Consider the following 19985-nt stretch of genomic DNA (forward strand, 5'->3'; position numbering starts at 1 on the left):
CGAGTGCGATGTGGTCGTGCTCGGCGGCGGTCCTGGCGGCTATTCGGCAGCGTTTCGCGCCGCCGATCTGGGCCTCAAGGTCGTTCTGGTCGAGCGCTACGCAACACTGGGCGGCGTGTGCCTGAACGTGGGTTGCATCCCATCGAAGGCGCTGCTGCATGTGGCGGCCGTGATCGACGAGGTCAAGCACCTGTCGGCCGTGGGCGTGGAGTTCGGTGCGCCCCAGGTCAACATCGACACGCTGCGCGGCCACAAGGAAAAGGTCATCGGCAAGCTGACCGGCGGTCTCGCGCAGATGGCGAAGATGCGCAAGGTCACCGTGCTGCGCGGCTACGGCCAGTTCGTCGGCAGCCACCACCTGGCGGTCGAAGCGACGCAAGGTGAAGGCACCGAGCGCAGCGGCACGACCCAGGTCGTGCAGTTCAAGAACGCGATCATCGCCGCGGGCTCGCAGGCCGTGCGTCTGCCGTTCATGCCTGAAGATCCGCGCGTGGTCGATTCCACGGGCGCGCTGGAACTCAAGGAAGTTCCCAAGCGCATGCTGATCCTGGGCGGCGGCATCATCGGCCTCGAAATGGGCACCGTGTATTCGACGCTGGGCGCACGCCTGGATGTGGTCGAAATGATGGACGGCCTGATGCAGGGCGCCGACCGCGACCTGGTCAAGATCTGGCAGAAGATGAACGCGCCGCGTTTTGACAACATCATGCTCAAGACCAAGACCGTGGGCGCCGAAGCCACGCCTGAAGGCATCAAGGTCACGTTCGCCGCGGCCGAAGAGGGCGGCACGGCCCCCGAGCCGCAGACCTACGATCTGGTGCTGCAGGCCGTGGGCCGCACGCCCAACGGCAAGAAGCTCGCGGCCGAAGCCGCCGGTGTGTCGGTGACCGACCGCGGTTTCATTCCGGTCGACATCCAGATGCGCACCAGCGCGCCGCATATTTTCGCCATCGGCGACATCGTCGGCCAGCCCATGCTGGCCCACAAGGCGGTGCACGAAGCGCATGTGGCGGCCGAAGTCATCGCCGGTGAACTGCAGGGCAACAAGGAACTGGCCGCAGCCGCGTTCAATGCCCGTGTGATTCCAAGCGTCGCCTATACCGACCCCGAAGTCGCATGGGTGGGTCTGACCGAAGACCAGGCCAAGGCGCAGGGCATCAAGGTCAAGAAGGGCTTGTTCCCCTGGGCCGCGTCGGGCCGGGCGATTGCCAACGGCCGCGACGAAGGCGTGACCAAGCTGCTGTTCGACGATTCGCCCGAGGCCCATGGCCACGGCCGCATCCTGGGCGGCGGCATGGTCGGCACGCATGCGGGCGACATGATCGGTGAAATCGCCCTGGCGATCGAAATGGGCGCCGACGCCGTCGATATCGGCAAGACCATCCACCCCCATCCCACGCTGGGCGAAAGCATAGGCATGGCCGCGGAAGTGGCGCACGGCAGCTGCACGGACGTTCCGCCAGTGCGCAAGTAATTCGCGCGTCTGCGCGGGTCGACAGGCCGCACAGGCTCTTCGGGGCCTGTGCGGCTTTTTTCATGCCGCGGCGTCAGCGCAGGCTGGACGCGCCATCGGGAATGAGTTCATCGCGCACGCATTCCCGGATGGCGTCAGGCACGGCCGCCTCCGCCGCGACTATGGTCTGCGGGCCGCAATCGCTTTGCCGGGTCAGGTGGTAGCGAAAGCCGTCGCGCATCCAGGTGGGGGCCTCGGTGGGCTGAATGAAAAGAGTGCGCAGCGCGTTTTGATCGGCGGGACTCAAGTCTTTGGCCAGGATGTGTCCGCGGCTGCGTATGCGCGAGCCCGGCATGCCATAGCCGGCAAGGCCGCCCAGCCGTTCGACGTCGATGCGGCCCCAGCCGGTGACCGGGCTGGTGAAAAGCAGTTCGGGCTCCATGGTCACAACCCCACTTTCTGCCAGCCGGCATGCACCGCGTTGGCCACCGCCGATTCCTTGCCATAGAGCTCGCTGGCCGCCTGTCGGGTCTCGGTGGCAAACTCGCTCATCGACATGCGCGGGCGCTGGCCGGCGTTGGTGATCACGTGGTACCAGACCGGGCCCACGGTTTCCCAGCTTTTGCCGCCCGCCTGTCTGCAGGCGGTACAGAACGCGAGATTGGGCGGGCCGCTGGTGTAGTGCGGGTCCATGCCCGACTTGATTTCCGAGAAATGCACGGGCTGGGGCGCGAGGCAGTGCTTGCCGCCCGGGTCGGCCATGTCGCGCAGACAGGTGAAGCTGCGATTGCGCGAAGTCTTGCCCAGGATGTCGTGGCCGATCAGCCAGTCGGCCGTGGTCGCATCCTGGTTCAGCCGCCATTGGCGGAACATCGAGCCGAAGCAGTCGGAAATGCTTTCGTTGAGGCCGCCGGGCTCTTCGTCGTAGTCGAGCTGCAGCGTGTACTGGGTCAGGCCATGGGCCAGTTCATGACCGATCACATCGGTGCCCAACGTGAAATCGACAAACAGTTCGCCGTCTCCGTCACCGTAGATCATCTGCAGGCCGTTCCACATCGCATTGTTGTACTTCTTGCCGTAATGCACGGAAGACATCAATGTCATGCCCGCATTGTCGATCGAGTTGCGCTTGAAGACCTTGCGCAGGAAAGTCGCGAGATGGTCGGTTTCGGTGTAAGTGCGGCTGACGGTCGGATCCTCGTCGTTGAACGGATCCTTGATTTGCGTGCCCGGCAGGCTCTGTGTCTGCCGGCAGTCAAACAACGTGACTTCGGGATTCTCCGTCAGCGTCGTCAGCGCGTGGTTTTCGAGCAGGAAGCCCGCCAGCCTTTTGTTCTCCAGCCGGATGCTGCGAAAGTGCTTGCTCAGTTTTGCGGAGTAATCGGCATTCTTGCAGAGGTCTTCTGAAAGTGCCGGGTCACAGGCCCAGCGCTTGAGTACATCATCTGGAATGATCTGGCATTGGCATTGATACATGTTGTACCCCCTCCCTGTCCATGCAACGGAACCAGGGTCAGCCGAAGTCGGCGGTTGCCAGCGCCACCGGCTCGGGCTGATCCCCATCGCTGCGGGACGGTTGCGCACTGCGCTGCCGTTGGCCGCGTTTTCATGGTAAATCCGGGTGGATCGGGGGCATCCAGAGGCCCTACCGGCGCGGATGACTCCGGCAGGGATCAGCCGGGCTGCAGCACGTTCTCGTTGAGGAACTGCCACTCTTGCGGCGTCACTTCGCTGATCGACAGGCGATTGCCTTTTTGCAACACCGTCATGCCGGCGAGTTCGGGATGGCTGCGCAGCTCGGCAATGCCCACGGGCCGGGTCTTGCGCAGCGCCTTGACATTGACCAGCAGCCAGCGCGGCTTGTCGATGCTCGATCGGGGGTCGTAGTAGGGGCTGGCGGGATCGAACTGCGTGGGGTCCACGCGTGCTCCGCTGGCGATGGCGGCCAGCCCGTAGATACCGGGCTCGGCGCAACTCGAATGCCAATACAGCACGCCGTCGCCCACCTGCATCTGGTCGCGCATGAAGTTGCGCGCCTGGTAATTGCGCACGCCGCTCCAGGCCAGGGTGGCATGGGGCGCGGCCAGCGCGTGGTCTATGGATTCGGTTTCTGGCTCGTTTTTCATGAGCCAGAAACGGCGCTCGGAGGAGGAGGAGAGGGCAGCGGGCATGGCTGCATTGTGACAAAGCCCGGGCGGGCTTGCCAGCTCAGCGCCGCGCCGCGTTGCGCGCCCGGTTCAGCAGCGCGTCGGCATGTGCCGAGCTGCCCACAGGCAGGTCGATGTCGGAAGTCTGGGCGACGCGTATGCAGTCGCGGATATGCTGCTCGCCGAGAAAGCGCAAGGCCGCATAGCCCATGGCCGCCGCGGCGGCGGTGCCGAGAATGGGCACGAACTTGCTGACCTGCTTGGCTGCCATGCGGGTCGCGATTTTCTGCACCAGCCGGATGATCATTTCGCGTGTGACCAGTTTGCCGATCAGCACCGAGCCCACAACGGCCACCGCCTTTTGTATGCCTTCGCGCCGCGAGGGCTCAAGGGCATCGAGCTGCTCCGCGCTCAGGCCGAACTCCTTGCTGATGCGCGGCACCAGGCGCGACAGCAGCGCCGCGTCCACGGCCCAGTCAAGGCCGGGAATGGGCACGGCGCTGACGAAGGCACCGGCAAGCGCACGCCGGTGCAGCAGCTTGCGCGAACGCTGCGCCGCGGCATCGATCTGCGCCTGTCTTTCGGGCGCCACGGCGCCGTCAAAAGCTGTCGTCGAACTCATCGGTCAGCGGTCTTGCTGCGCACGAACTGGTAGATGACCAGCAGCACGATGGCGCCCACGATGGAAGCGATCCAGCCGGCGGCATCGCCTTGCTGGTACCAGCCCATGGCCACGCCGATATAGCTGGCGAGGAAAGCGCCCGCAATGCCCAGCAGGATGGTCATGATCCAGCCCAGGCTGTCGTCGCCGGGCTTGATGGCCCGTGCAATCAAGCCCACGATCAGACCGACGATCAAGGTTCCGAGAAGAGAGAACATAAGGCGGGCTCCTTGAGAGTGAGGGATTCGATACCCGACTCTAGTGCCCAGGCCACTGCGGGCCGTGTCGGACAGGGGCTTAACCTGTCGCGCAGGGCGCCTGTACCCGACAAATTACCGACTCAACGCGTGACGGCCAGGGGATCGCCCGTGAGTTCGGCGGTTTCGACGCGGCGCGCACCGTCGAAACGGCGCGACCAATATGGCGTCTGCATGCTTTCGACACGCACCGTTGCACCCGAGCGTGGCGAGTGAATGAACTTGCCCTCGCCGACATAGATGCCGACATGGCTGAACGTGCGGCGCATGGTGTTGAAGAACACCAGATCGCCAGGCTGCAATTCGTTCTTGTCGATTTTCTGCGTGGCGTTCGCCTGCTCGTCGGCGCGGCGCGGCAGCACCAGACCCACGGTCTGCGAGTAGATGGCGCGCACGAAGCCGCTGCAGTCGAAACCCGTGGTGGCACTGTTGCCGCCGCGGCGATAAGGAACGCCCAGGAAGCCCATGGCCGCGCCTACCAATTCGGAGGTGCGTGCCGCCACGTTATGGCCGGCTTCGTGCAAGTGGGTGTTGATTTGGGAGATGAGGCCCTTGCTGACCAGCAAGCGCTGCATGTCGTCGTCGGCGGAGCGACTGTCAGGCGCTGCATGGGCGCTGACACAGGTAAAAAGAAGAGCACACAACCATCTGGACATGGGGGCAAAGGGTAACATGGAAAGCTTGGGTGATGCACCTTGAAGTCAGGTTTTACAGTTTTTTTGCGGATTGCAACGTATTTGCATTCGCGCCCTCGGCCGCTGCGCAGGGCAGGGAGTCCGTCAGGCGCCAGGGCCGGGCCCAGGCTGCGACAATGCAGCCATTGCGGACCGAAAAAGAAAGATTTCCATGTTGCTTGACTCGTTTGAATCCCAGCTGGTACTGGTGGACTACCAGGAACGCCTGATGCCGGCCATTTTTGAAGGCGCGGCCGTGCTGGCCAATGCACGCCTGCTGGCCCAGGTGGCCCAGCAGCTTGAAGTGCCTGTGTGGGGCACGGAGCAAAATCCGTCCAAGCTCGGCGCCAATGACGCCCAGCTGCGCGCGCTGTGCCAGAAGACGCTGGCCAAGATGCAGTTCAGCGGCGTCGAAGAAGGCCTGGGCGAGTGGCTGCGTCCCCCCGCACGCCCCCAGGGCGGCAATGCGCGCAGCCTGCCCAAGCACCTGCAAAAGCCCCAGACCCAGGAAGCCGAACGCGGCACCATCGTGCTCGCGGGCTGCGAAGCCCATGTCTGCCTGCTGCAGACCGCGCTCGATCTGGTCGAGGAAGAGTTCGATGTGTGGGTCGTGACCGATGCCTGCAGCTCGCGCACCGAGCGCAACCGTGACGCCGCCTTCGACCGCCTGGCCGGCGCGGGCGTCGAACTCGTGACCACCGAAATGGTGGTGTTCGAATGGCTGGGCAGCTGCGAGCATCCCGCGTTCAAGGACGTGCTGGCGCTCATCAAGTAAGCCGGCATGCGCCCGCGCGCCGCCGCGGGAGCCTTGCAAGGCCGGCCTACAATGGCCGCCTCTTTTCGCCGGTGCCCGCGACGGCGCCGGAGTCCATTCTCTACAAGAGTCATTCCGTGCAGCTGACACCTTCCATTTTCAAAGCCTATGACATCCGCGGCGTGGTGCCGACGACCCTGAACGAAGCCGTGGTGCGCGGCGTCGGCCTCGCGTTCGGCCAGGCCGCGCGCGCCGAAGGCCAGACCACGGTGGCCGTGGGCCGCGATGGCCGTCTGTCGGGGCCTTCTCTGTCGGCGGCGCTGATCGACGGCCTGGTGGCCGCGGGCATTGAAGTGATCGATATCGGCGTCGCCACGACGCCCATGCTGTACTTCGCGGCCGCGACGCTGTGCCAAAGCGGCATCCAGGTCACGGGCAGCCACAACCCCAAGGACTACAACGGCCTGAAGATGGTGCTCAACGGCCGCGCGATCTACGGTGAAGAGATCCAGGCCCTGCGCCGCACCATGGAAGAAGAGACCTGGCAGCTGCTGCCCGGTGGCTCGGTGCGCCATGCCGATGTGCTGGCCGACTACACGGCGCGCATCGTCGGCGACGTGAAACTCGCGCGGCCGATGAAGATCGTCGTCGATTGCGGCAATGGCGTTGCCGGCGCTTCGGCTCCGGGCATCTTCCGCGCGCTGGGCTGCGAGGTGATCGAGCTGTTCTCCGAAGTCGATGGCAATTTCCCCAATCACCATCCCGATCCGAGCAAGCCCGAGAATCTGCGCGACCTGATTGCCGCGCTCGAAGGCAGCGATGCCGAGCTGGGCCTGGCTTTCGATGGCGACGGCGACCGCCTGGGCATCGTGACCAAGGACGGCAGCAATATCTTCCCCGACCGCCAGATGATGCTGTTCGCCGCCGACGTGCTGTCGCGCGTGCCCGGCGGCCACATTGTGTTCGACGTCAAATGCAGCCAGCGGCTCGCGCCCGCGATCCGCGAAGCCGGCGGCGAGCCCGTGATGTTCAAGACCGGCCATTCGCTGATCAAGGCGCGCATGAAGCAACTCGATTCGCCGCTGGGCGGCGAGATGAGCGGCCATATTTTCTTCAAGGAGCGCTGGTTCGGTTTTGACGACGGCACCTATGCGGGTTGCCGCCTGCTGGAAATCGTCAGCCGCAGCGCCGATCCCAGCGCACTGCTGAACGCCTTGCCCACCAGCCACTCGACACCCGAGCTCAACGTCGCCTGCGCCGAAGGCGAGCCGCACCGCCTCACGGCCGAACTGCAGGCGCTGGCCGCCGGCAGCTTTGCCGCGCCGGCCCAGCTCAACACCATCGACGGCCTGCGCGTCGACTGGCCCGATGGCTTCGGCCTGATCCGCGCGAGCAACACCACGCCCGTGCTGGTGCTGCGCTTCGAAGGCCACAACGCCCAGGCGCTGCAGCGCATCGAGGCCGACATGCTGGCGCTGCTCGAGCGCGTCAAGCCCGGTGCTCAAATCGGCAGCGCCGCGCATTAAATGAACTGGGCACTGGCGCTGTATTCGGCGCTGACCTGGGTCGCGCAGCCCTTGTTGCGGCGCAAGCTGCGCCAACGCGCGCGCGCCGAGCCCGGCTATGGGGTCAAGGTCCAGGAGCGCTTCGGCCATTACGAACCCGAAAGCCTGGGGCGCGACGGCGCGGGCCGCTGGGTCTGGGTGCATGCGGTGTCGCTGGGCGAGACGCGCGCCGCGGCCATTCTGATCACCGCGCTGCGCGCGCAGATGCCCGGCATGCGCCTGCTGCTCACGCACGGCACGGCCACGGGCCGCGCCGAAGGCCAGAAGCTGCTGCGCACCGGCGATCTGCAGGTGTGGCAACCCTGGGATACGCGCGGCGCAGTGGAGCGCTTTGTTGCGCAGTTTCGCCCGGCTGTGGGCGTGCTGATGGAAACCGAAGTCTGGCCCAATCTCGCCGCCATTTGCCGCGCCCAGGGCGTGCCGCTGGCGCTGGCCAATGCACGGCTCAACAGCAAGTCGCTGGACAAGGCATTGAAGCTGTCGGCGCTGTCGATGCCGGCCTACCAGGCGCTGGCCGCGGTGTGGGCCCAGACCCAGACCGATGCCCAGCGCCTGCGCGCGCTCGCGGCACCGGTGCGCGGCGTGCTGGGCAATCTCAAATTCGATGTGCTGCCCGACGCCGCCCAGCTCGCCCAGGGCGCGCAATGGCGCCATCGTTCGGCACGGCCCGTGGTGATGCTGGCCAGCAGCCGCGAAGGCGAAGAAGCGCTGTTCATCGACGCCTTGCGCCGGCTGGGCGCTCAGGCATTGAAAGTCCAATGGCTGGTGGTGCCGCGCCATCCGCAGCGTTTCGACACCGTGGCGCTGGCGCTGCATGCCGCGGGCCTGCGGGTTTCGCGGCGCAGCGAATGGCTGGGCGCGCCGCCGCGCGCGCTGGCCCAGGCCGGTGAGGAATGCCTTTGGCTGGGCGATTCGCTGGGCGAGATGCCGCTTTATTACGGCATGGCCGATGCCGCGCTGCTGGGCGGCAGCTTTGAACCGTTCGGCGGCCAGAACCTGATCGAGGCCGCCGCCTGCGGCTGCCCGATGCTGGTCGGTCCATCGACCTTCAACTTCGCCGAAGCCGCGGAACTCGCCTGCGCGGCGGGCGCGGCGCGGCGTGTGGCCGATCTCGATGCCGGCGTGCAGGCCGCGCTGGCGCTGGTGCACGACGTGCCCGCGCGCACCGCGGCCGTGGCGCGCTGCCTGGAGTTCGCCCAGGCGCACCGCGGCGCGGCGCAGGCGACGGCGCAGGCGATAGAGGAATTGCTGCGCAGCGGGGCCGTGGCCCGGCGCTGAAATTACGCAGCGCCGTGGCCCGTCGCTGATCAGCGCTGGGCCGGTGCGCTGCTCAGCAAGGCATTGACGGCGCGCAGGTCGTCGCTGTTCAGTGTGCCCGCGGCCTGGCGCAGCTTGAGCTGGCCCAGGATCAGGTTGTAGCGCGCCAGCGCCAGATCGCGCTTGGTCTGGTAGAGCTGGCTTTGCGCATTGAGCACGTCGATGTTGATGCGCACGCCCACTTCGTAGCCCAGCCGGTTGGCGTCGAGCGCGCTCTGGCTCGAGGCCTCGGCGGCTTCGAGTGCGGTGATCTGGCCCTGGCCCGACTGCACGCCATAGAACGCGGCGCGCGTGGCCTGGGCGACGCTGCGGCGCGCGTTGTCGAGATCGGATTCGGCCTTGCGTTCCAGCGACAGGGTTTCCTTGACGCGGTTTTGCACCGAGAAGCCCGCGAACAGCGGCATGTTCAGTTGCACACCCACGCTGGCCACATTGGCGCGGAAACCGTTTTGCGGCGCGGTGGTCGTGCCTTGCGGGTTGTTGTTGACGCTGTAGCCGGCCTGCAGGTCTACCGTGGGCAGATGGCCGGTTTCGGCCTTGCGCGTTTCGAGCCGCGCGACATCGAGTGCGAGCTGGGCCTGGCGCAGCTGGGGCTGCGTGCCCTGCGAAACGTCGACCCAGGCCTGGGGATCGGCGGGCGACAGCGGCGGCAGCACCACGGGCTGGGCCAGCGGCAGCGGCTGCACGCCGGGCGTGCCGACAAGCTGCTCGAGCGCCAGGCGCTTGACGCGCAAATCGTTGTCGGCGGCGATTTCCTGGGCGACGATCAGGTCGTAGCGCGCCTGGGCTTCGCGCGAATCGGTGATGGTCGCATTGCCGACGTCGAAATTGCGCTGCGCGAAGGCGCGCTGCTCGGACACCGCTTCTTTTTGCGCCTGCACGAAGCGCAGTGCATCTTCGGCGCCCAGCACATCGAAATAGGCCTGGCTGGTGCGCACGATCAGGTCCTGCTCGGCGGCATCGCGCTGGGCCAGCGCGATTTCAAAGCTGCGCTGGCCCTGGGTGAAGGCAATGCGGTTGGCCGGCCGGTACAGCGGCTGCGAGGCGCTGAGCGTCGCGGTCTGCGTGCTCGCATTGAGCGTGAAATCGGGCCGGCTGATTTCGGTGTGCGCGCGGCTCGCTCCCACCTGCAGGCCTACCGACGGCAGCAGGCCGGCACGTGCCTGCTCCGAGCGGCTGTAGGCGGCATCGGTTTCGGCCTGGCGCGCCTGCCACACGGCATCGAAGCCGCGCGCGCGCTCGGCGAGTTCGATCAGGCTTTGCGCGGGCGCCAGCGGCGCGAAGGCGAGGATCGCCAGAAGAATGCTGGATTTGCGCCAGGTGGAGGGCGGGAGCCGCAGCGTGCGGGCCAGGGGCATGGTGTTCCTTGCTGAGAAAAGCCAGCCGCGCCGCCCGTGCGGGGGCACGGACAGGCGCGGAGAAAAGACCCATGCGCCATGGCCTGGGTCTCAGTAGACGGGAACCGCCGTGTCACGCTCGCGTGACCAGGCGTCGATTCCGCCGGTGATGTTGGTGACCTGCTCGAACCCCTGGTTGAGCAGGAACATGCCGACATGCATGCTGCGCATGCCGTGGTGGCACAGGCAGGCGATGGGACGCTCGGGGTCCAGCTCCTGCTGGCGCGCGGGGATGTCCTGCATGGGAATGTTCACCAGTTCAAAGCCTTGCGGCGTGACGCTGGCGGTCGCGCATTCCCAGGGCTCGCGCACGTCGAGCACCAGCGGCGTCAGGCCCTGTGCCTGGACCTGTTGCAGCCATTGATCGAATTGCGCGGGGCGGACTTGGGCAAGCATCGGTGGCTCCAGCGGTTCAGAACTTGAACGGCGACGGCTCGGCGAAGCCCACCAGACGCGGCGCGTAGGTGTCCCAGGGCGAGGTGGTCTCGAAGCTGTTGCCCGTGCGGCGCACGAACGTGGCGCGCATCACGGGGTCATTGCCGACGATGGCGCCCAGGCGGCCGCCTTCGGTCAGGTGCTGCAGCAGCGCTGGCGGCACTTCGGCGACCGAGCCGCTGAGCACGATCACGTCGAACGGACCTTCGGGCAGCGGGTCACTGGCGCCGTCGGCCAGGCGCACGGTGGCGTTGGTCACGCCCGCGCCCAGCAGGTTCTCGCGCGCGAGTTCCGCGAGCTCAGGCACGATTTCCAGGCTCAGCACTTCGCGTGCCTGGTGGGCCAGCAAGGCGGCCATGTAGCCCGAACCGGCGCCGATCTCGAGCACCTTGTCGGTGGGCTGGATGCGCAGGTCTTGCAGCATGCGGGCTTCGACGCGCGGCGCGAGCATGCTCCAGCCCTTCTGGGCCGCTTCCTCGGGCGTGCCGTGCAGCGGAATCTCGATGTCCATGAAGGCCAGGCCCTGGTGCTCGGGCGCCACGAATTGTTCGCGCGGCACCTTGTCCAGCGCCTCCAGCACGTCCTGCTCCAGCACGTTCCAGGGGCGGATTTGCTGCTGGATCATGTTGTAGCGGGCCTGCTCGACGGGGTCGTTGGCGTTGGCAGAGGTGTTCAAGGGCATGTTCATGGGGTTACTCCGGGGAAAGGCAGATCTCGACAAACCTTTGATTCTACGAGCGAGTGGGCATATGTTTCAGCCCGGGCCCGGTTTGTGGCGTGTTCGCCCCGCCAGGCGACGCGCCCAGTTGGCAAGATCGTCCATATAGCAGTACATCACCGGCACCACCACCAACGTCAATAGCGAGGAGGTGATCACGCCGCCTATCACTGCCTGGCCCATGGGCGCGCGCTGCTCGGAGCCTTCGCTGACCGCCAAGGCCAGTGGCAGCATGCCGAAGATCATCGCCAGCGTGGTCATCAGAATGGGGCGCAGCCGCACGCGCGCCGCGAGCAGCAGCGCGGGCTCGCGCGCCAGGCCCCGGGTGACGGCGCCGGTATCGGGGTCCACGGTGTCCTGGCGCGCGCGAATCGCGAAATCGACCAGCAAGATGGCATTCTTCGTCACCAGGCCCATCAGCATGATCACGCCGATCATCGAGAACATCGACAGCGCCGAGCCGAACATCAGCAAGGCCAGCACCACGCCGATCAGCGTCAGCGGCAGGGCGGTCATCAGCGCCATGGGCTGTAGAAAGCTCTTGAACTGGCTCGCCAGGATCATGTAGATGAACACGATGGCCAGGGCCAGCGCCGACAGCGCGTAGCCGAACGATTCGTTCATGTCCTTGGTCGAGCCGTTGAATTGCCAGCTGTAGCCCGGGGCCAGCGCCAGGCCCTTGAGCGCGCTGCGGATATCGGCCGAGACTTCGCCCACCGAGCGCCAGGACACGTTGGCGGTGATGGACACTTCGCGCGTGAGCGCGCGGCGGTTGATCTGGCTGGGCCCGGCCGATGCGCGGATCTCGGCGACCTGGTCCAGCCGTATGCTGCGGCGCGTGCCGTCCTGGGCCGTGACCAGCAGCGGCAGGCGCCCGAGCTGCAGCGGCGACAGCCGGTCTTCGGGCGCGAGGCGCAATTGCACGTCGTAGGTTTCGTCGTTGCTCGCGCGCCAGTTGCCCACGTCCTGGCCCGCGAGCAGCGTGCGCAGCGCGCTCGCCACGGCGCCGGTCGACAGCCCCAGATCGGAGGTGGCGTCGCGCTTGATGACCAGCGTCACGCGCGGCGTATCGCCTTGGAGGCTGGAGTCGACATCGACCAGGCCGGGAATGTCGCGTATCAACGCCAGCGCCTGCCGGTTGAGCCGGCCCAACTCGGCCAGGTCCTGGCCCTGCAGCGAGAACGCGATCTGCTTTTGTCCGCCCACGGGGTCGAGCAGGCCGACCTGGGTCACGGTGATGCCCGCGACCTGGCGCAGCTGCGTGCGCAACTCGGTGGCCAGCGCCTCTACGCTGCGCTTGCGCTCATGGCGGTCCGTGAGGCGCACGTAGATGCTCGCATGGGTCTTGCCGCGCGCCGCGCCGGTGTTGATGGTCGCCAGCGTGTAGCGCACTTCGGGCAGGGCCTGGAGCAGCGCTTCGACCTGCCTGGCCTTGGCCTCGGTGGTTTCTATCGAGCTGCCCTCGGGCGTATGGAACTGGATGGTGGTTTCGGAGAAGTCGGCCTTGGGCACGAACTCGGTGCCCAGCAGCGGCACCATCACCAGGCTCAGCGCGAAGATGGCCAGCGCCGAAAGCGCGGTCGCGAGCCTGTGGCCCAGCGCCCAGCGCAGGATGCTCTGGTAGACGCCGGCCAGCTGTTCGGTCGCGCGCTCGAACCAGGCGGTCACGCGGCCTATGCTGCGGTCGTAGAGGCTCTTGCGCTGGCCGGGCTCGGCCGGCGCGTGCACGCTGGGGTCGTGCCAGATGCTCGACAGCATGGGGTCCAGCGTGAAGCTCACGAACATCGAGATCAGCACCGCGACGACGATGGTCAGGCCGAACTCATGGAAGAACTTGCCGATGATGCCCTGCATGAAGCCTATGGGCAGGAACACCGCGACGATGGACAGCGTGGTCGCGAGCACGGCCAGGCCGATTTCCTGCGTGCCGTCGAGCGCCGCGGCATAGGGCGTCTTGCCCATCTGTAGATGGCGCACGATGTTTTCGCGCACCACGATGGCATCGTCGATCAGCAGACCCACGCACAGCGACAGCGCCATCAGCGTCACCATGTTGATCGAGAAGCCCAGCGCGTGCATGAACAGAAAGGTGCCGATCAGCGCGATCGGCAGCGTGAGCCCGGTGATGACCGTGGAGCGCCATGAGTTGAGAAACAGAAAGACGATCAGCACTGTGAGCGCCGCGCCTTCGATCAGCGTCTGGCGCACATTGTCGACGGCCACGCGTATCGGCCGCGCCATGTCGCCAATGGCTTCGAGGCGAATGCCCGGCGGCAGCTCGGCCTGCATCGCGGCCACGGCGCGGCGCAGGCCTTCGACGACTTCGATGGTGTTGTCGCCCTGGGCTTTTTGCACCGACAGCAGCAGGCTGCGCTGGCCGTTGTAGAGCGCCAGGCTTTCGACTTCCTGCGCGCCGTCGAGCACGCGGGCCAGTTGGCCCAGCCGCACCGCGCTGCCCTGGCGGCGCGCGACGATGATGTCGGCGAAATCTGCGGGGCGCTGCATGCGGGCGTCGATCTGCACCATGCGCTCCTGCGTGAGCGAACGCACGGCGCCCAGCGGCAGGTCCTGGTTTTCGCTGCGCACCGCCTGCGCGACCTGGTCCACGCTGATGCCGAAGGCTTCGAGCGCCTGGGGGTCGAGATAGAGATTGATTTCGCGCGGCGTCGCACCGACGAGATTGACCGCGCCCACGCCGCGCACGTTCTCCAGCCGTTTCTTGAGCACCTGCTGGGCCCAGCTCGTGAGTTCCACAGGCGACAGCGGCTTGTCCCGGCCTTCGTTGGTGGGCAGCACGGCCAGCGACCAGACCGCGGCGTCGGCGGGATCGAAGCGCTGCACGCGCGGCTCCTCGACTTCGTCGCGCAGCAAGGGCCGCACGGCCGCCACTTTCTCGCGCACGTCTTCGGCCGCCTTGCGACCGTCGATCTGCAGCTGGAACTCGATGATCACCACGCTGGTGCCCGCGTAGCTGCGCGAAGTCAGCGCATTGATGCCGGCAACGGAGTTCACGCCTTCCTCGATCTTGCGCGTGACTTCGCTTTCGACGATCTCGGGCGCCGCGCCGGGATAGGCCACGGTCACCACCACCACCGGGAAGTCGATATTGGGAAACTGGTCGACCTTGAGCCGCTGGTAGGAAAACACGCCCAGCACCAGCAAGGCGAGCATCACCATGGTCGCGAACACCGGGTTGTGCAGACTGACGCGCGTGAACCACATGTGCGGCGGGCTTTCAGCGCGGCGGCGGCGCGCTGGCGCTGGCTGCGATCTCCACCACCGTGCCTTCGCGCAGCGCGCCCGCGCCCGACGCCACCACTTGGCTGCCTTCGGCCACGCCTTCGATCGCGGCCCAGGCCTGACCGTCGATCAGGGCGCGCGCGCCCACGGTCACGGCGCGGTGGGCGATGGTCTGCTGGCCGTTGGTCGTCAGCACCAGTTGCACATAGGGCTGGGGCTTGTCGGTGAGCACGGCGTCCAGCGGCAGGGCCAGGGGGGGCTGCGCCGCACCGGACTCCAGATCGATCTGGCCTTGCAGGAACATGCCGGGGCGCAGCACGGGCGTGTCGGTGGAGGAGGGCGGCAGCAGCTGCAGATAGACCGCAACGCTGCGCGTCGCGGCATCGGCCCGGGGGCTTACGCGCACCACGCGCGCCGCGAAATCCTGCGCGCTGCCGTCCAGGCGCAGCCGCGCCTGCTGGCCCACGCGCACCTGCAGCGAATCGGCGGGCGGCAGCAGCGCCTGCAGTTGCAGCTGGCGCAGGTCGACGATTTCAAGCACCTTGGCTTCCACGGCTACGCGCTCGCCGTTGTTGACCAGGCGCTGCGCGACCTGGCCCGCGATCGGGCTGCGCAGCACGGTGTCGGCCACAGCCTTGCGCGCCACATCGGCCTGGGCCAGGGCTGACTGGTACTGCGCGCGCGCGGCCTGCAGATTGGCGTCCGACGTGCGCAGCGCGGTCTGCGAAATGAAGCCCTGGGCGACCAGCGCCTCGTTGTTGCTGTGCAGCCGTTGCTGTATCGACTGCTGGGCGCGCGCCGCCTCGGCCTCTTGCTGCGCCTGGCGCAGGCGCGCGCTCGCGTCCGCGGCATCGACGCGCGCGAGCACCTGGCCCGCCTGCACGCTGTCGCCTTCGCGCAGCGTCAAGTCCTGCAGCGTTCCCGCGGCGTACGACTTGATGCTCGCCACCTGCAGGGCTTCGACCACGCCCGATACGTGCACGCCCAGCGGCAAGGCGCGCCGCTGCACGGTCAGCACTTCGCCGGGCGAAAGCCGCAGCGGCAAGGGCGCGGCGCTCGCCGCCTGCTGCCCGGCCTGCTGCTGGTGCTGGCGCTTGATGAGCGCGCGGCCCACGGCGACCGACACGGCCAGCGCAGCGGCGATCACCAGAAGCAGGACTTTGCGGCGTGGCATGGGGGCGTGGAATGAATCAGGCGCGCAGCGCGAGGCCGCGTACCAAATTGTCGACCTGGGCCTCGAGATAGGCTTCGGGGCTGAACGGCATGACGGCGCAGCCGCTGCCAGGGGCGTGGTCGGCATGCGTGGGCACGCACCAGGCCATGGAGTTTTGCCAGAACATCAGGAACATCATCGGTGCGAGCACCAGATAGACGCCGGTGTCCAGGTCAAGCGGGCGGATTTCGCCGCGCGCGATGCCGCGCTCCAGAATGCGCCGCACCAGCGCATTGCCGGGCAGCATCACTTCGCGCTGGTAGAAATGCGCGAGCGCCGGGAAGTTGCGGGCCTCGCTGCACATCAGCTTGGTGATGCCCGCGGCCTTGGTGCTGCCTATGCGCTCCCACCAGACCGCATAGCAGTGGCGCAGCAAGGCCTCGCTGTCGCCTTCGAACACATCGAGTTCAAGTTGCCACTCGGCAAAGCGCCCGGCGATGTTCTCGCGCACCACGGCCTTGAACAGTTCTTCCTTGCTCGCGAAATAAAGAAACAGCGTGCCCTTGGACACGCCGGCGCGTGACGCGACTTCCTCCACGCGCGTGGCGGCATAGCCTTTTTCGACGAACAGATCGAGCGCCGCGGCCAGCAACTCGCCCGGGCGGGCGTTCTTGCGGCGCGAGCGGCGCTGCGGCTCGGAGGCGTCGGCGGTCGGCGAGGAAGGGTCGGAAGCGGAATGGGGCATGTTAATGACTGATGGGTTATTAATATAACCAGGGGCTTTGCGAGCGTCAATGCGCGGGCGTGTGAAGCCGCATTGGCGTGCAATCGCGCAGCGGGTTGGAGGGAATGGCCGCTGGGATAAACAGGGCAGCCTCGACGCGGTCCGGCAACCAGGCCAAATCGGGGCCGCGATGCTCAGAAAATGTCCTGAATGAACTTGTTCAGTTCGCTTTCTTCCAGCAGTTCGATGGAGAAATTGCCGAACTTCTTGGGCAGCCAGAGGATGCGTGTACCGCTGGGGGACTGCAGACTGTCCTTCGTCAGAGCGATGCCGTTCTCGTCTTCGGGTTGCACGCCCTGGGCGATGAATTCATCGTAGGCGGCTTCGATGTCGGGCGTTGTATAGCAGTGGCGGTAGATCGTGCCTTCCCCCTGGCTGTCGAGCAGTTCCTTGAGATTGCCCTGGAGGGGCTGAACGAGGATGAAGCGTTCCTGGCCGAACCTGACCATCGCATAGTGCACCCGCAGTCCGCCGCGATCCCAGGTCTGGGTCCTGGAGACTTCGGCGCGGAAAAGCCTGGCGTAGTAGCTGCAGGCCTCTTCGAGGTCGTTCACCAACACGTCGATGTGACTGAATTTCAAATCCATGGAAAGCGCTCTCTTGAAGGTTGCCTGGCGGCCCGCGCAGGCCCGGGCGTGCGAGGAATTGTCGCTGCAGGCCCGGCGGGTCCGGCGTTCAGGGCTGGTCATTCGCCTTGCTGCCCCTACATACCCTAAACTTGCCCAGCTCCTTTTCAGACTTCAGGAAACACCGCCATGGAAAACAAACTTCAGAATCAACAAGATAGCAACTTGGAGACGATCTTCCTGGGCGGCGGCTGCTTCTGGTGCACGGATGTACTACTTGCTGCGTAAGTCTTTGATTTATATGGGTTTGTGAAATTTTTCTTTGTGTTGTTTTTGTGAAATTTCCTGCTCAGATAGACATCTTTCAAGCTATCGAAGATCATCGAAACCTTTGTTCTAAAAATTAAATGAGTCAACAGCAACAGTACTACTCGTTGAGGAACGGACTGAATCCTCTTGCGAACGGGATACCTTTGGACAGTCTCCTTATGCTTTTTGGACGGCTTTACAAAGGTTTTAGAGTTAAAGGGTACTTTGACGAGGTTTTCGGCTTCTATTGTGTTGATGCAGGAGATGTTGCTGGAACATTAGAAGATCCCGATCTTGATATTTTTCTTGCTTTAAGGAAAGAACATTTATTTCCAATAGAAACTTATTACTCTCAATACTCTGAAGATGATTTGCTGGATATTATAGAATATCTTTATCAAAAAATATCAAAGCCTGTTGACGGTTTTATGCACACACATAATGAATGTGGAATGCATTGGGAAACATTCAATAAGAAAGAAGGGCAAGATTTCTTTGTCGTCGAGATAAACAAACTTCTTTCTCATTATGAAATTAAATTCGAACTTTCAAAAGAGGGTTTAATTCTTTCCAAAGTAGATGAAGGTTTTCAGAATCTTTTTACTGCAGATATTCCAACAAGTGATGAGGAAAATATAAAATCACGGGTAGACAAGGCAATAAAGAATTACAGAAGGCACGGCTCGTCTGTCGATGACAGAAAGCAGGCGGTAAGAGATTTAGCCGATGTTTTGGAGTATTTGAAGCCTGCTATTAAAAATAGTTTAAATAGAAAGGATGAAAGCTTTTTGTTTGAGCTTATAAACAACTATGGAATTAGGCATCATAGTAAAAGTCAAAAAACTGACTACGATGCCAATATTTGGCTAAGTTGGATGTTTTACTATTTTTTGGCAACAATACAGGCAATTGTCAGGTTTGATAATAAAATCAATAAGCAAAAATAAATTCCTGTCCTAAATTTTTAGCCTTTGGCTAGAAATTTCGGGTAGGTCAGGCGTAGCCTGTGGCGGTTCACTTCTAACGTTTGATATGTTGCTGGCATCTAACTTGATGACCTCTTGTGCTGGTTTTTTATCCATCACAACTTTAGGAGCATTGTCAAGATATTCCAGCAAGCTACGTTGTCTATTTTTCATGGCTCTAGCAAGTCTCTTCTTAACGTCATTACGTTCTGTATCTGTAAGCTTTGCGGACTTATCAGACTGATTAAGCAGGTCTGAATAAAAGACCCCCTCTGAAAATGCCGGTCCTTTTAATCTGGTTGCTTTATTTGCCTTCGGATGCTTAATGCTTAGATAATCTTTTCCAACTCTCGTAATTTCAAATCCAATTTTTTTTATCAGTTCGATAAAATCATTGCGATTTTTTAAACTTCCATTTTCCACCCTTTTTTCTAAATCTGATGATAAAAGCTTCTTTAATTGCAGTGGCTTTTCCTCTGGTGCAATTACTTCGAATTTAGTCATTTGAGATTTAAATAAATTTGGCCTAACCTGTTCCCAGTCGTTTGCATCATTTGCTAGGCTCTGGAAGTCTTTAAACATCTGTTTAAACTGATTACCTGGTGGGCATATGTTGAACTGTTTCCCTGTTTTACTGTCTTGCATTGGGCAAATGAAATGCAATTCAATATTGCCCTTGTCCTCGTGTTTTACCCAAAGAATGGGAACACGTTCCTCTAATCCAGGGGTGAACGTTTTTTCAAAAGCACTTATAATTTTTTCTAATTGCTGGGATGTGGGTTTTTCATTATCTCTAAATGCAATAGCACCGCTGGTGTATTTATACTGTCTGTGATTTGAGTCAATTAGAACCTCTGTAAGCCTCTTGTCGCCCTTAACGATAATAGGTGCTGGGTTTCTTGGATTATTGTCTTTATCATTGCCTAGCAGGTAATTAAGGGGGCCTTTGCTTTTGCCTTTGCCAGTTTTGAAAGTTGAGATTATCATTTGATAACCTCATCGACTTTTTCATCTGCTAAAGCTCTTATGTTTTTAAGCTCTTGCCTCAATGCTACGATTGCCTCGACTTTCGAAATATCGTATTTATTTAGCTGATAAGCAATTTGATTTATGTTGGTGCCAATCTTTTTTAATTGAAAAATCAATTCTGTATACTGGCTTATTGTCTGTTGACGTTCTACGTATGTAGTATCTGACAGAAGTTTCTCTCTGGCATAACGTGCCAAGGTTCCTTGGGAACCTTTGGCTTGATGAAGTGCATTGAGTTCATCATCAGTCAAACGTATTTCAATACTTTTTGTTCTTGTTATTTTTCTCATAATTTAACCTTCTTATTCTTATTCTTATTTTTAAGGGCAGAAAATAAAAATATTCTCTAGCCTTATGCCAAGGTCCTACCAAGTCTAAAACCTCAAGCCTTTAGGTGTGGTGGCTGTTTGGTATTTTGGGTGTTACCAGCCGTTTAGGCTGGTGGTATTAGCAGGGTCTTAGGGGGTGCAACCCTCTAACAAGGGAAGGAACGAAGTGACTGGTTATCATAATCGCTTGCGATTTGATTACCCTTGCTTGGATAATATTAAGCTTAAGCTA

General features: G+C 62.6%; 20 protein-coding genes. 5 read left to right on the forward strand and 15 right to left on the reverse strand.

Features of this window, described 5'->3' with window-relative positions; translation table 11 throughout:
* On the forward strand, positions 1–1474 hold a 1474-nt coding region (gene lpdA, locus KHY18_RS02665; protein ID WP_213294034.1), incomplete at its 5' end, for a dihydrolipoyl dehydrogenase.
* 73 nt (positions 1475–1547) lie between these two features.
* Here lpdA and KHY18_RS02670 read toward each other — a convergent pair.
* The 6 genes from KHY18_RS02670 to KHY18_RS02695 form a co-directional block, all read right to left on the reverse strand.
* Positions 1548–1895: a protealysin inhibitor emfourin gene (locus tag KHY18_RS02670; protein WP_213294037.1), complete on the reverse strand. Its 348-nt coding sequence runs from the start codon at positions 1893–1895 to the stop codon at positions 1548–1550.
* A gap of 2 nt (positions 1896–1897) precedes the next feature.
* Positions 1898–2929, reverse strand: coding sequence for a M4 family metallopeptidase (locus KHY18_RS02675; protein WP_213294041.1), 1032 nt, complete (start codon positions 2927–2929; stop codon positions 1898–1900).
* 197 nt (positions 2930–3126) lie between these two features.
* Positions 3127–3624 carry an EVE domain-containing protein gene (locus KHY18_RS02680; RefSeq protein WP_213294043.1) on the reverse strand — a complete coding sequence of 166 codons (498 nt, stop codon included), beginning with the start codon at positions 3622–3624 and terminating at the stop codon, positions 3127–3129.
* 37 nt (positions 3625–3661) lie between these two features.
* Positions 3662–4222, reverse strand: a complete 561-nt coding sequence (locus KHY18_RS02685) for a hypothetical protein (protein WP_213294045.1) — start codon at positions 4220–4222, stop codon at positions 3662–3664.
* A complete protein-coding gene (locus tag KHY18_RS02690) occupies positions 4219–4479 on the reverse strand; it encodes a GlsB/YeaQ/YmgE family stress response membrane protein (protein WP_213294047.1) in 261 nt (86 codons plus the stop codon). The genes KHY18_RS02685 and KHY18_RS02690 overlap by 4 nt, the downstream gene beginning before the upstream one ends.
* Before the next feature lie 122 nt (positions 4480–4601).
* Positions 4602–5174, reverse strand: coding sequence for a C40 family peptidase (locus KHY18_RS02695; protein ID WP_213294049.1), 573 nt, complete (start codon positions 5172–5174; stop codon positions 4602–4604).
* 190 nt (positions 5175–5364) lie between these two features.
* On the opposite strand from KHY18_RS02695, the gene KHY18_RS02700 reads away from it, so the two are divergent.
* The 3 genes from KHY18_RS02700 (at position 5365) to KHY18_RS02710 (ending at position 8789) form a co-directional block, all read left to right on the forward strand.
* Positions 5365–5967 (forward strand): isochorismatase family protein, encoded by a 603-nt coding sequence (locus KHY18_RS02700; RefSeq protein WP_213294051.1) that lies wholly within the window; start codon positions 5365–5367, stop codon positions 5965–5967.
* A gap of 116 nt (positions 5968–6083) precedes the next feature.
* The gene (locus KHY18_RS02705; protein ID WP_213294053.1) at positions 6084–7472 is read left to right on the forward strand and encodes a phosphomannomutase/phosphoglucomutase; all 1389 of its coding nucleotides are present in this window, start codon (positions 6084–6086) and stop codon (positions 7470–7472) included.
* The gene (locus KHY18_RS02710; RefSeq protein WP_213294056.1) at positions 7473–8789 is read left to right on the forward strand and encodes a 3-deoxy-D-manno-octulosonic acid transferase; all 1317 of its coding nucleotides are present in this window, start codon (positions 7473–7475) and stop codon (positions 8787–8789) included.
* Between the two features lie 29 nt (positions 8790–8818).
* Here the strand turns inward: KHY18_RS02710 and KHY18_RS02715 are convergent, their stop codons facing one another.
* From KHY18_RS02715 to KHY18_RS02745, 7 genes are all read right to left on the reverse strand, one after another.
* On the reverse strand, positions 8819–10186 hold the full coding sequence (locus KHY18_RS02715) for a TolC family outer membrane protein (protein WP_213294059.1): 1368 nt from the start codon (positions 10184–10186) through the stop codon (positions 8819–8821).
* A 90-nt stretch (positions 10187–10276) separates the two neighbouring features.
* The gene (locus tag KHY18_RS02720; RefSeq protein ID WP_213294062.1) at positions 10277–10621 is read right to left on the reverse strand and encodes a rhodanese-like domain-containing protein; all 345 of its coding nucleotides are present in this window, start codon (positions 10619–10621) and stop codon (positions 10277–10279) included.
* A 16-nt stretch (positions 10622–10637) separates the two neighbouring features.
* Positions 10638–11348, reverse strand: coding sequence for a protein-L-isoaspartate O-methyltransferase family protein (locus KHY18_RS02725; protein ID WP_213294065.1), 711 nt, complete (start codon positions 11346–11348; stop codon positions 10638–10640).
* 66 nt (positions 11349–11414) lie between these two features.
* Entirely contained in the window at positions 11415–14600 is a 3186-nt protein-coding gene (locus KHY18_RS02730) for an efflux RND transporter permease subunit (protein ID WP_213294068.1), read from the reverse strand.
* A 13-nt stretch (positions 14601–14613) separates the two neighbouring features.
* On the reverse strand, positions 14614–15792 hold the full coding sequence (locus KHY18_RS02735) for an efflux RND transporter periplasmic adaptor subunit (protein WP_213294071.1): 1179 nt from the start codon (positions 15790–15792) through the stop codon (positions 14614–14616).
* Between the two features lie 16 nt (positions 15793–15808).
* Positions 15809–16516: a TetR/AcrR family transcriptional regulator gene (locus tag KHY18_RS02740; RefSeq protein ID WP_213294074.1), complete on the reverse strand. Its 708-nt coding sequence runs from the start codon at positions 16514–16516 to the stop codon at positions 15809–15811.
* A 173-nt stretch (positions 16517–16689) separates the two neighbouring features.
* Entirely contained in the window at positions 16690–17142 is a 453-nt protein-coding gene (locus tag KHY18_RS02745) for a VOC family protein (RefSeq protein WP_213294076.1), read from the reverse strand.
* Between the two features lie 386 nt (positions 17143–17528).
* Between KHY18_RS02745 and KHY18_RS02750 the strand changes: the two genes are divergently transcribed.
* Complete coding sequence (locus KHY18_RS02750) at positions 17529–18377, forward strand: hypothetical protein (protein WP_249728868.1); 849 nt, start codon at positions 17529–17531, stop codon at positions 18375–18377.
* A gap of 9 nt (positions 18378–18386) precedes the next feature.
* Here the strand turns inward: KHY18_RS02750 and KHY18_RS02755 are convergent, their stop codons facing one another.
* Together KHY18_RS02755 and mobC are read right to left on the reverse strand one after the other, a co-directional pair.
* Entirely contained in the window at positions 18387–19382 is a 996-nt protein-coding gene (locus KHY18_RS02755) for a relaxase/mobilization nuclease domain-containing protein (protein WP_213294079.1), read from the reverse strand.
* Positions 19379–19714: a plasmid mobilization relaxosome protein MobC gene (gene mobC / locus KHY18_RS02760; protein WP_213294082.1), complete on the reverse strand. Its 336-nt coding sequence runs from the start codon at positions 19712–19714 to the stop codon at positions 19379–19381. The genes KHY18_RS02755 and mobC overlap by 4 nt, the downstream gene beginning before the upstream one ends.
* Between the last annotated feature and the right edge of the window lie 271 nt (positions 19715–19985).

It is taken from the genome of Acidovorax sp. CCYZU-2555 (assembly GCF_018413525.1).
GTDB lineage: Bacteria > Pseudomonadota > Gammaproteobacteria > Burkholderiales > Burkholderiaceae_C > Comamonas.

Bases quoted from the DNA above. Each gene is read 5' to 3' on its own strand.
- KHY18_RS02670 (WP_213294037.1), bottom strand. From the start codon at position 1,895: ATGGAGCCCGAACTGCTTTTCACCAGCCCGGTCACCGGCTGGGGCCGC.
- KHY18_RS02675 (WP_213294041.1), bottom strand. From the start codon at position 2,929: ATGTATCAATGCCAATGCCAGATCATTCCAGATGATGTACTCAAGCGC.
- KHY18_RS02680 (WP_213294043.1), bottom strand. From the start codon at position 3,624: ATGCCCGCTGCCCTCTCCTCCTCCTCCGAGCGCCGTTTCTGGCTCATG.
- KHY18_RS02685 (WP_213294045.1), bottom strand. From the start codon at position 4,222: ATGAGTTCGACGACAGCTTTTGACGGCGCCGTGGCGCCCGAAAGACAG.
- KHY18_RS02690 (WP_213294047.1), bottom strand. From the start codon at position 4,479: ATGTTCTCTCTTCTCGGAACCTTGATCGTCGGTCTGATCGTGGGCTTG.
- KHY18_RS02695 (WP_213294049.1), bottom strand. From the start codon at position 5,174: ATGTCCAGATGGTTGTGTGCTCTTCTTTTTACCTGTGTCAGCGCCCAT.
- KHY18_RS02700 (WP_213294051.1), top strand. From the start codon at position 5,365: ATGTTGCTTGACTCGTTTGAATCCCAGCTGGTACTGGTGGACTACCAG.
- KHY18_RS02710 (WP_213294056.1), top strand. From the start codon at position 7,473: ATGAACTGGGCACTGGCGCTGTATTCGGCGCTGACCTGGGTCGCGCAG.
- KHY18_RS02715 (WP_213294059.1), bottom strand. From the start codon at position 10,186: ATGCCCCTGGCCCGCACGCTGCGGCTCCCGCCCTCCACCTGGCGCAAA.
- KHY18_RS02720 (WP_213294062.1), bottom strand. From the start codon at position 10,621: ATGCTTGCCCAAGTCCGCCCCGCGCAATTCGATCAATGGCTGCAACAG.
- KHY18_RS02725 (WP_213294065.1), bottom strand. From the start codon at position 11,348: ATGAACATGCCCTTGAACACCTCTGCCAACGCCAACGACCCCGTCGAG.
- KHY18_RS02730 (WP_213294068.1), bottom strand. From the start codon at position 14,600: ATGTGGTTCACGCGCGTCAGTCTGCACAACCCGGTGTTCGCGACCATG.
- KHY18_RS02735 (WP_213294071.1), bottom strand. From the start codon at position 15,792: ATGCCACGCCGCAAAGTCCTGCTTCTGGTGATCGCCGCTGCGCTGGCC.
- KHY18_RS02740 (WP_213294074.1), bottom strand. From the start codon at position 16,516: ATGCCCCATTCCGCTTCCGACCCTTCCTCGCCGACCGCCGACGCCTCC.
- KHY18_RS02745 (WP_213294076.1), bottom strand. From the start codon at position 17,142: ATGGATTTGAAATTCAGTCACATCGACGTGTTGGTGAACGACCTCGAA.
- KHY18_RS02750 (WP_249728868.1), top strand. From the start codon at position 17,529: ATGAGTCAACAGCAACAGTACTACTCGTTGAGGAACGGACTGAATCCT.
- KHY18_RS02755 (WP_213294079.1), bottom strand. From the start codon at position 19,382: ATGATAATCTCAACTTTCAAAACTGGCAAAGGCAAAAGCAAAGGCCCC.
- mobC (WP_213294082.1), bottom strand. From the start codon at position 19,714: ATGAGAAAAATAACAAGAACAAAAAGTATTGAAATACGTTTGACTGAT.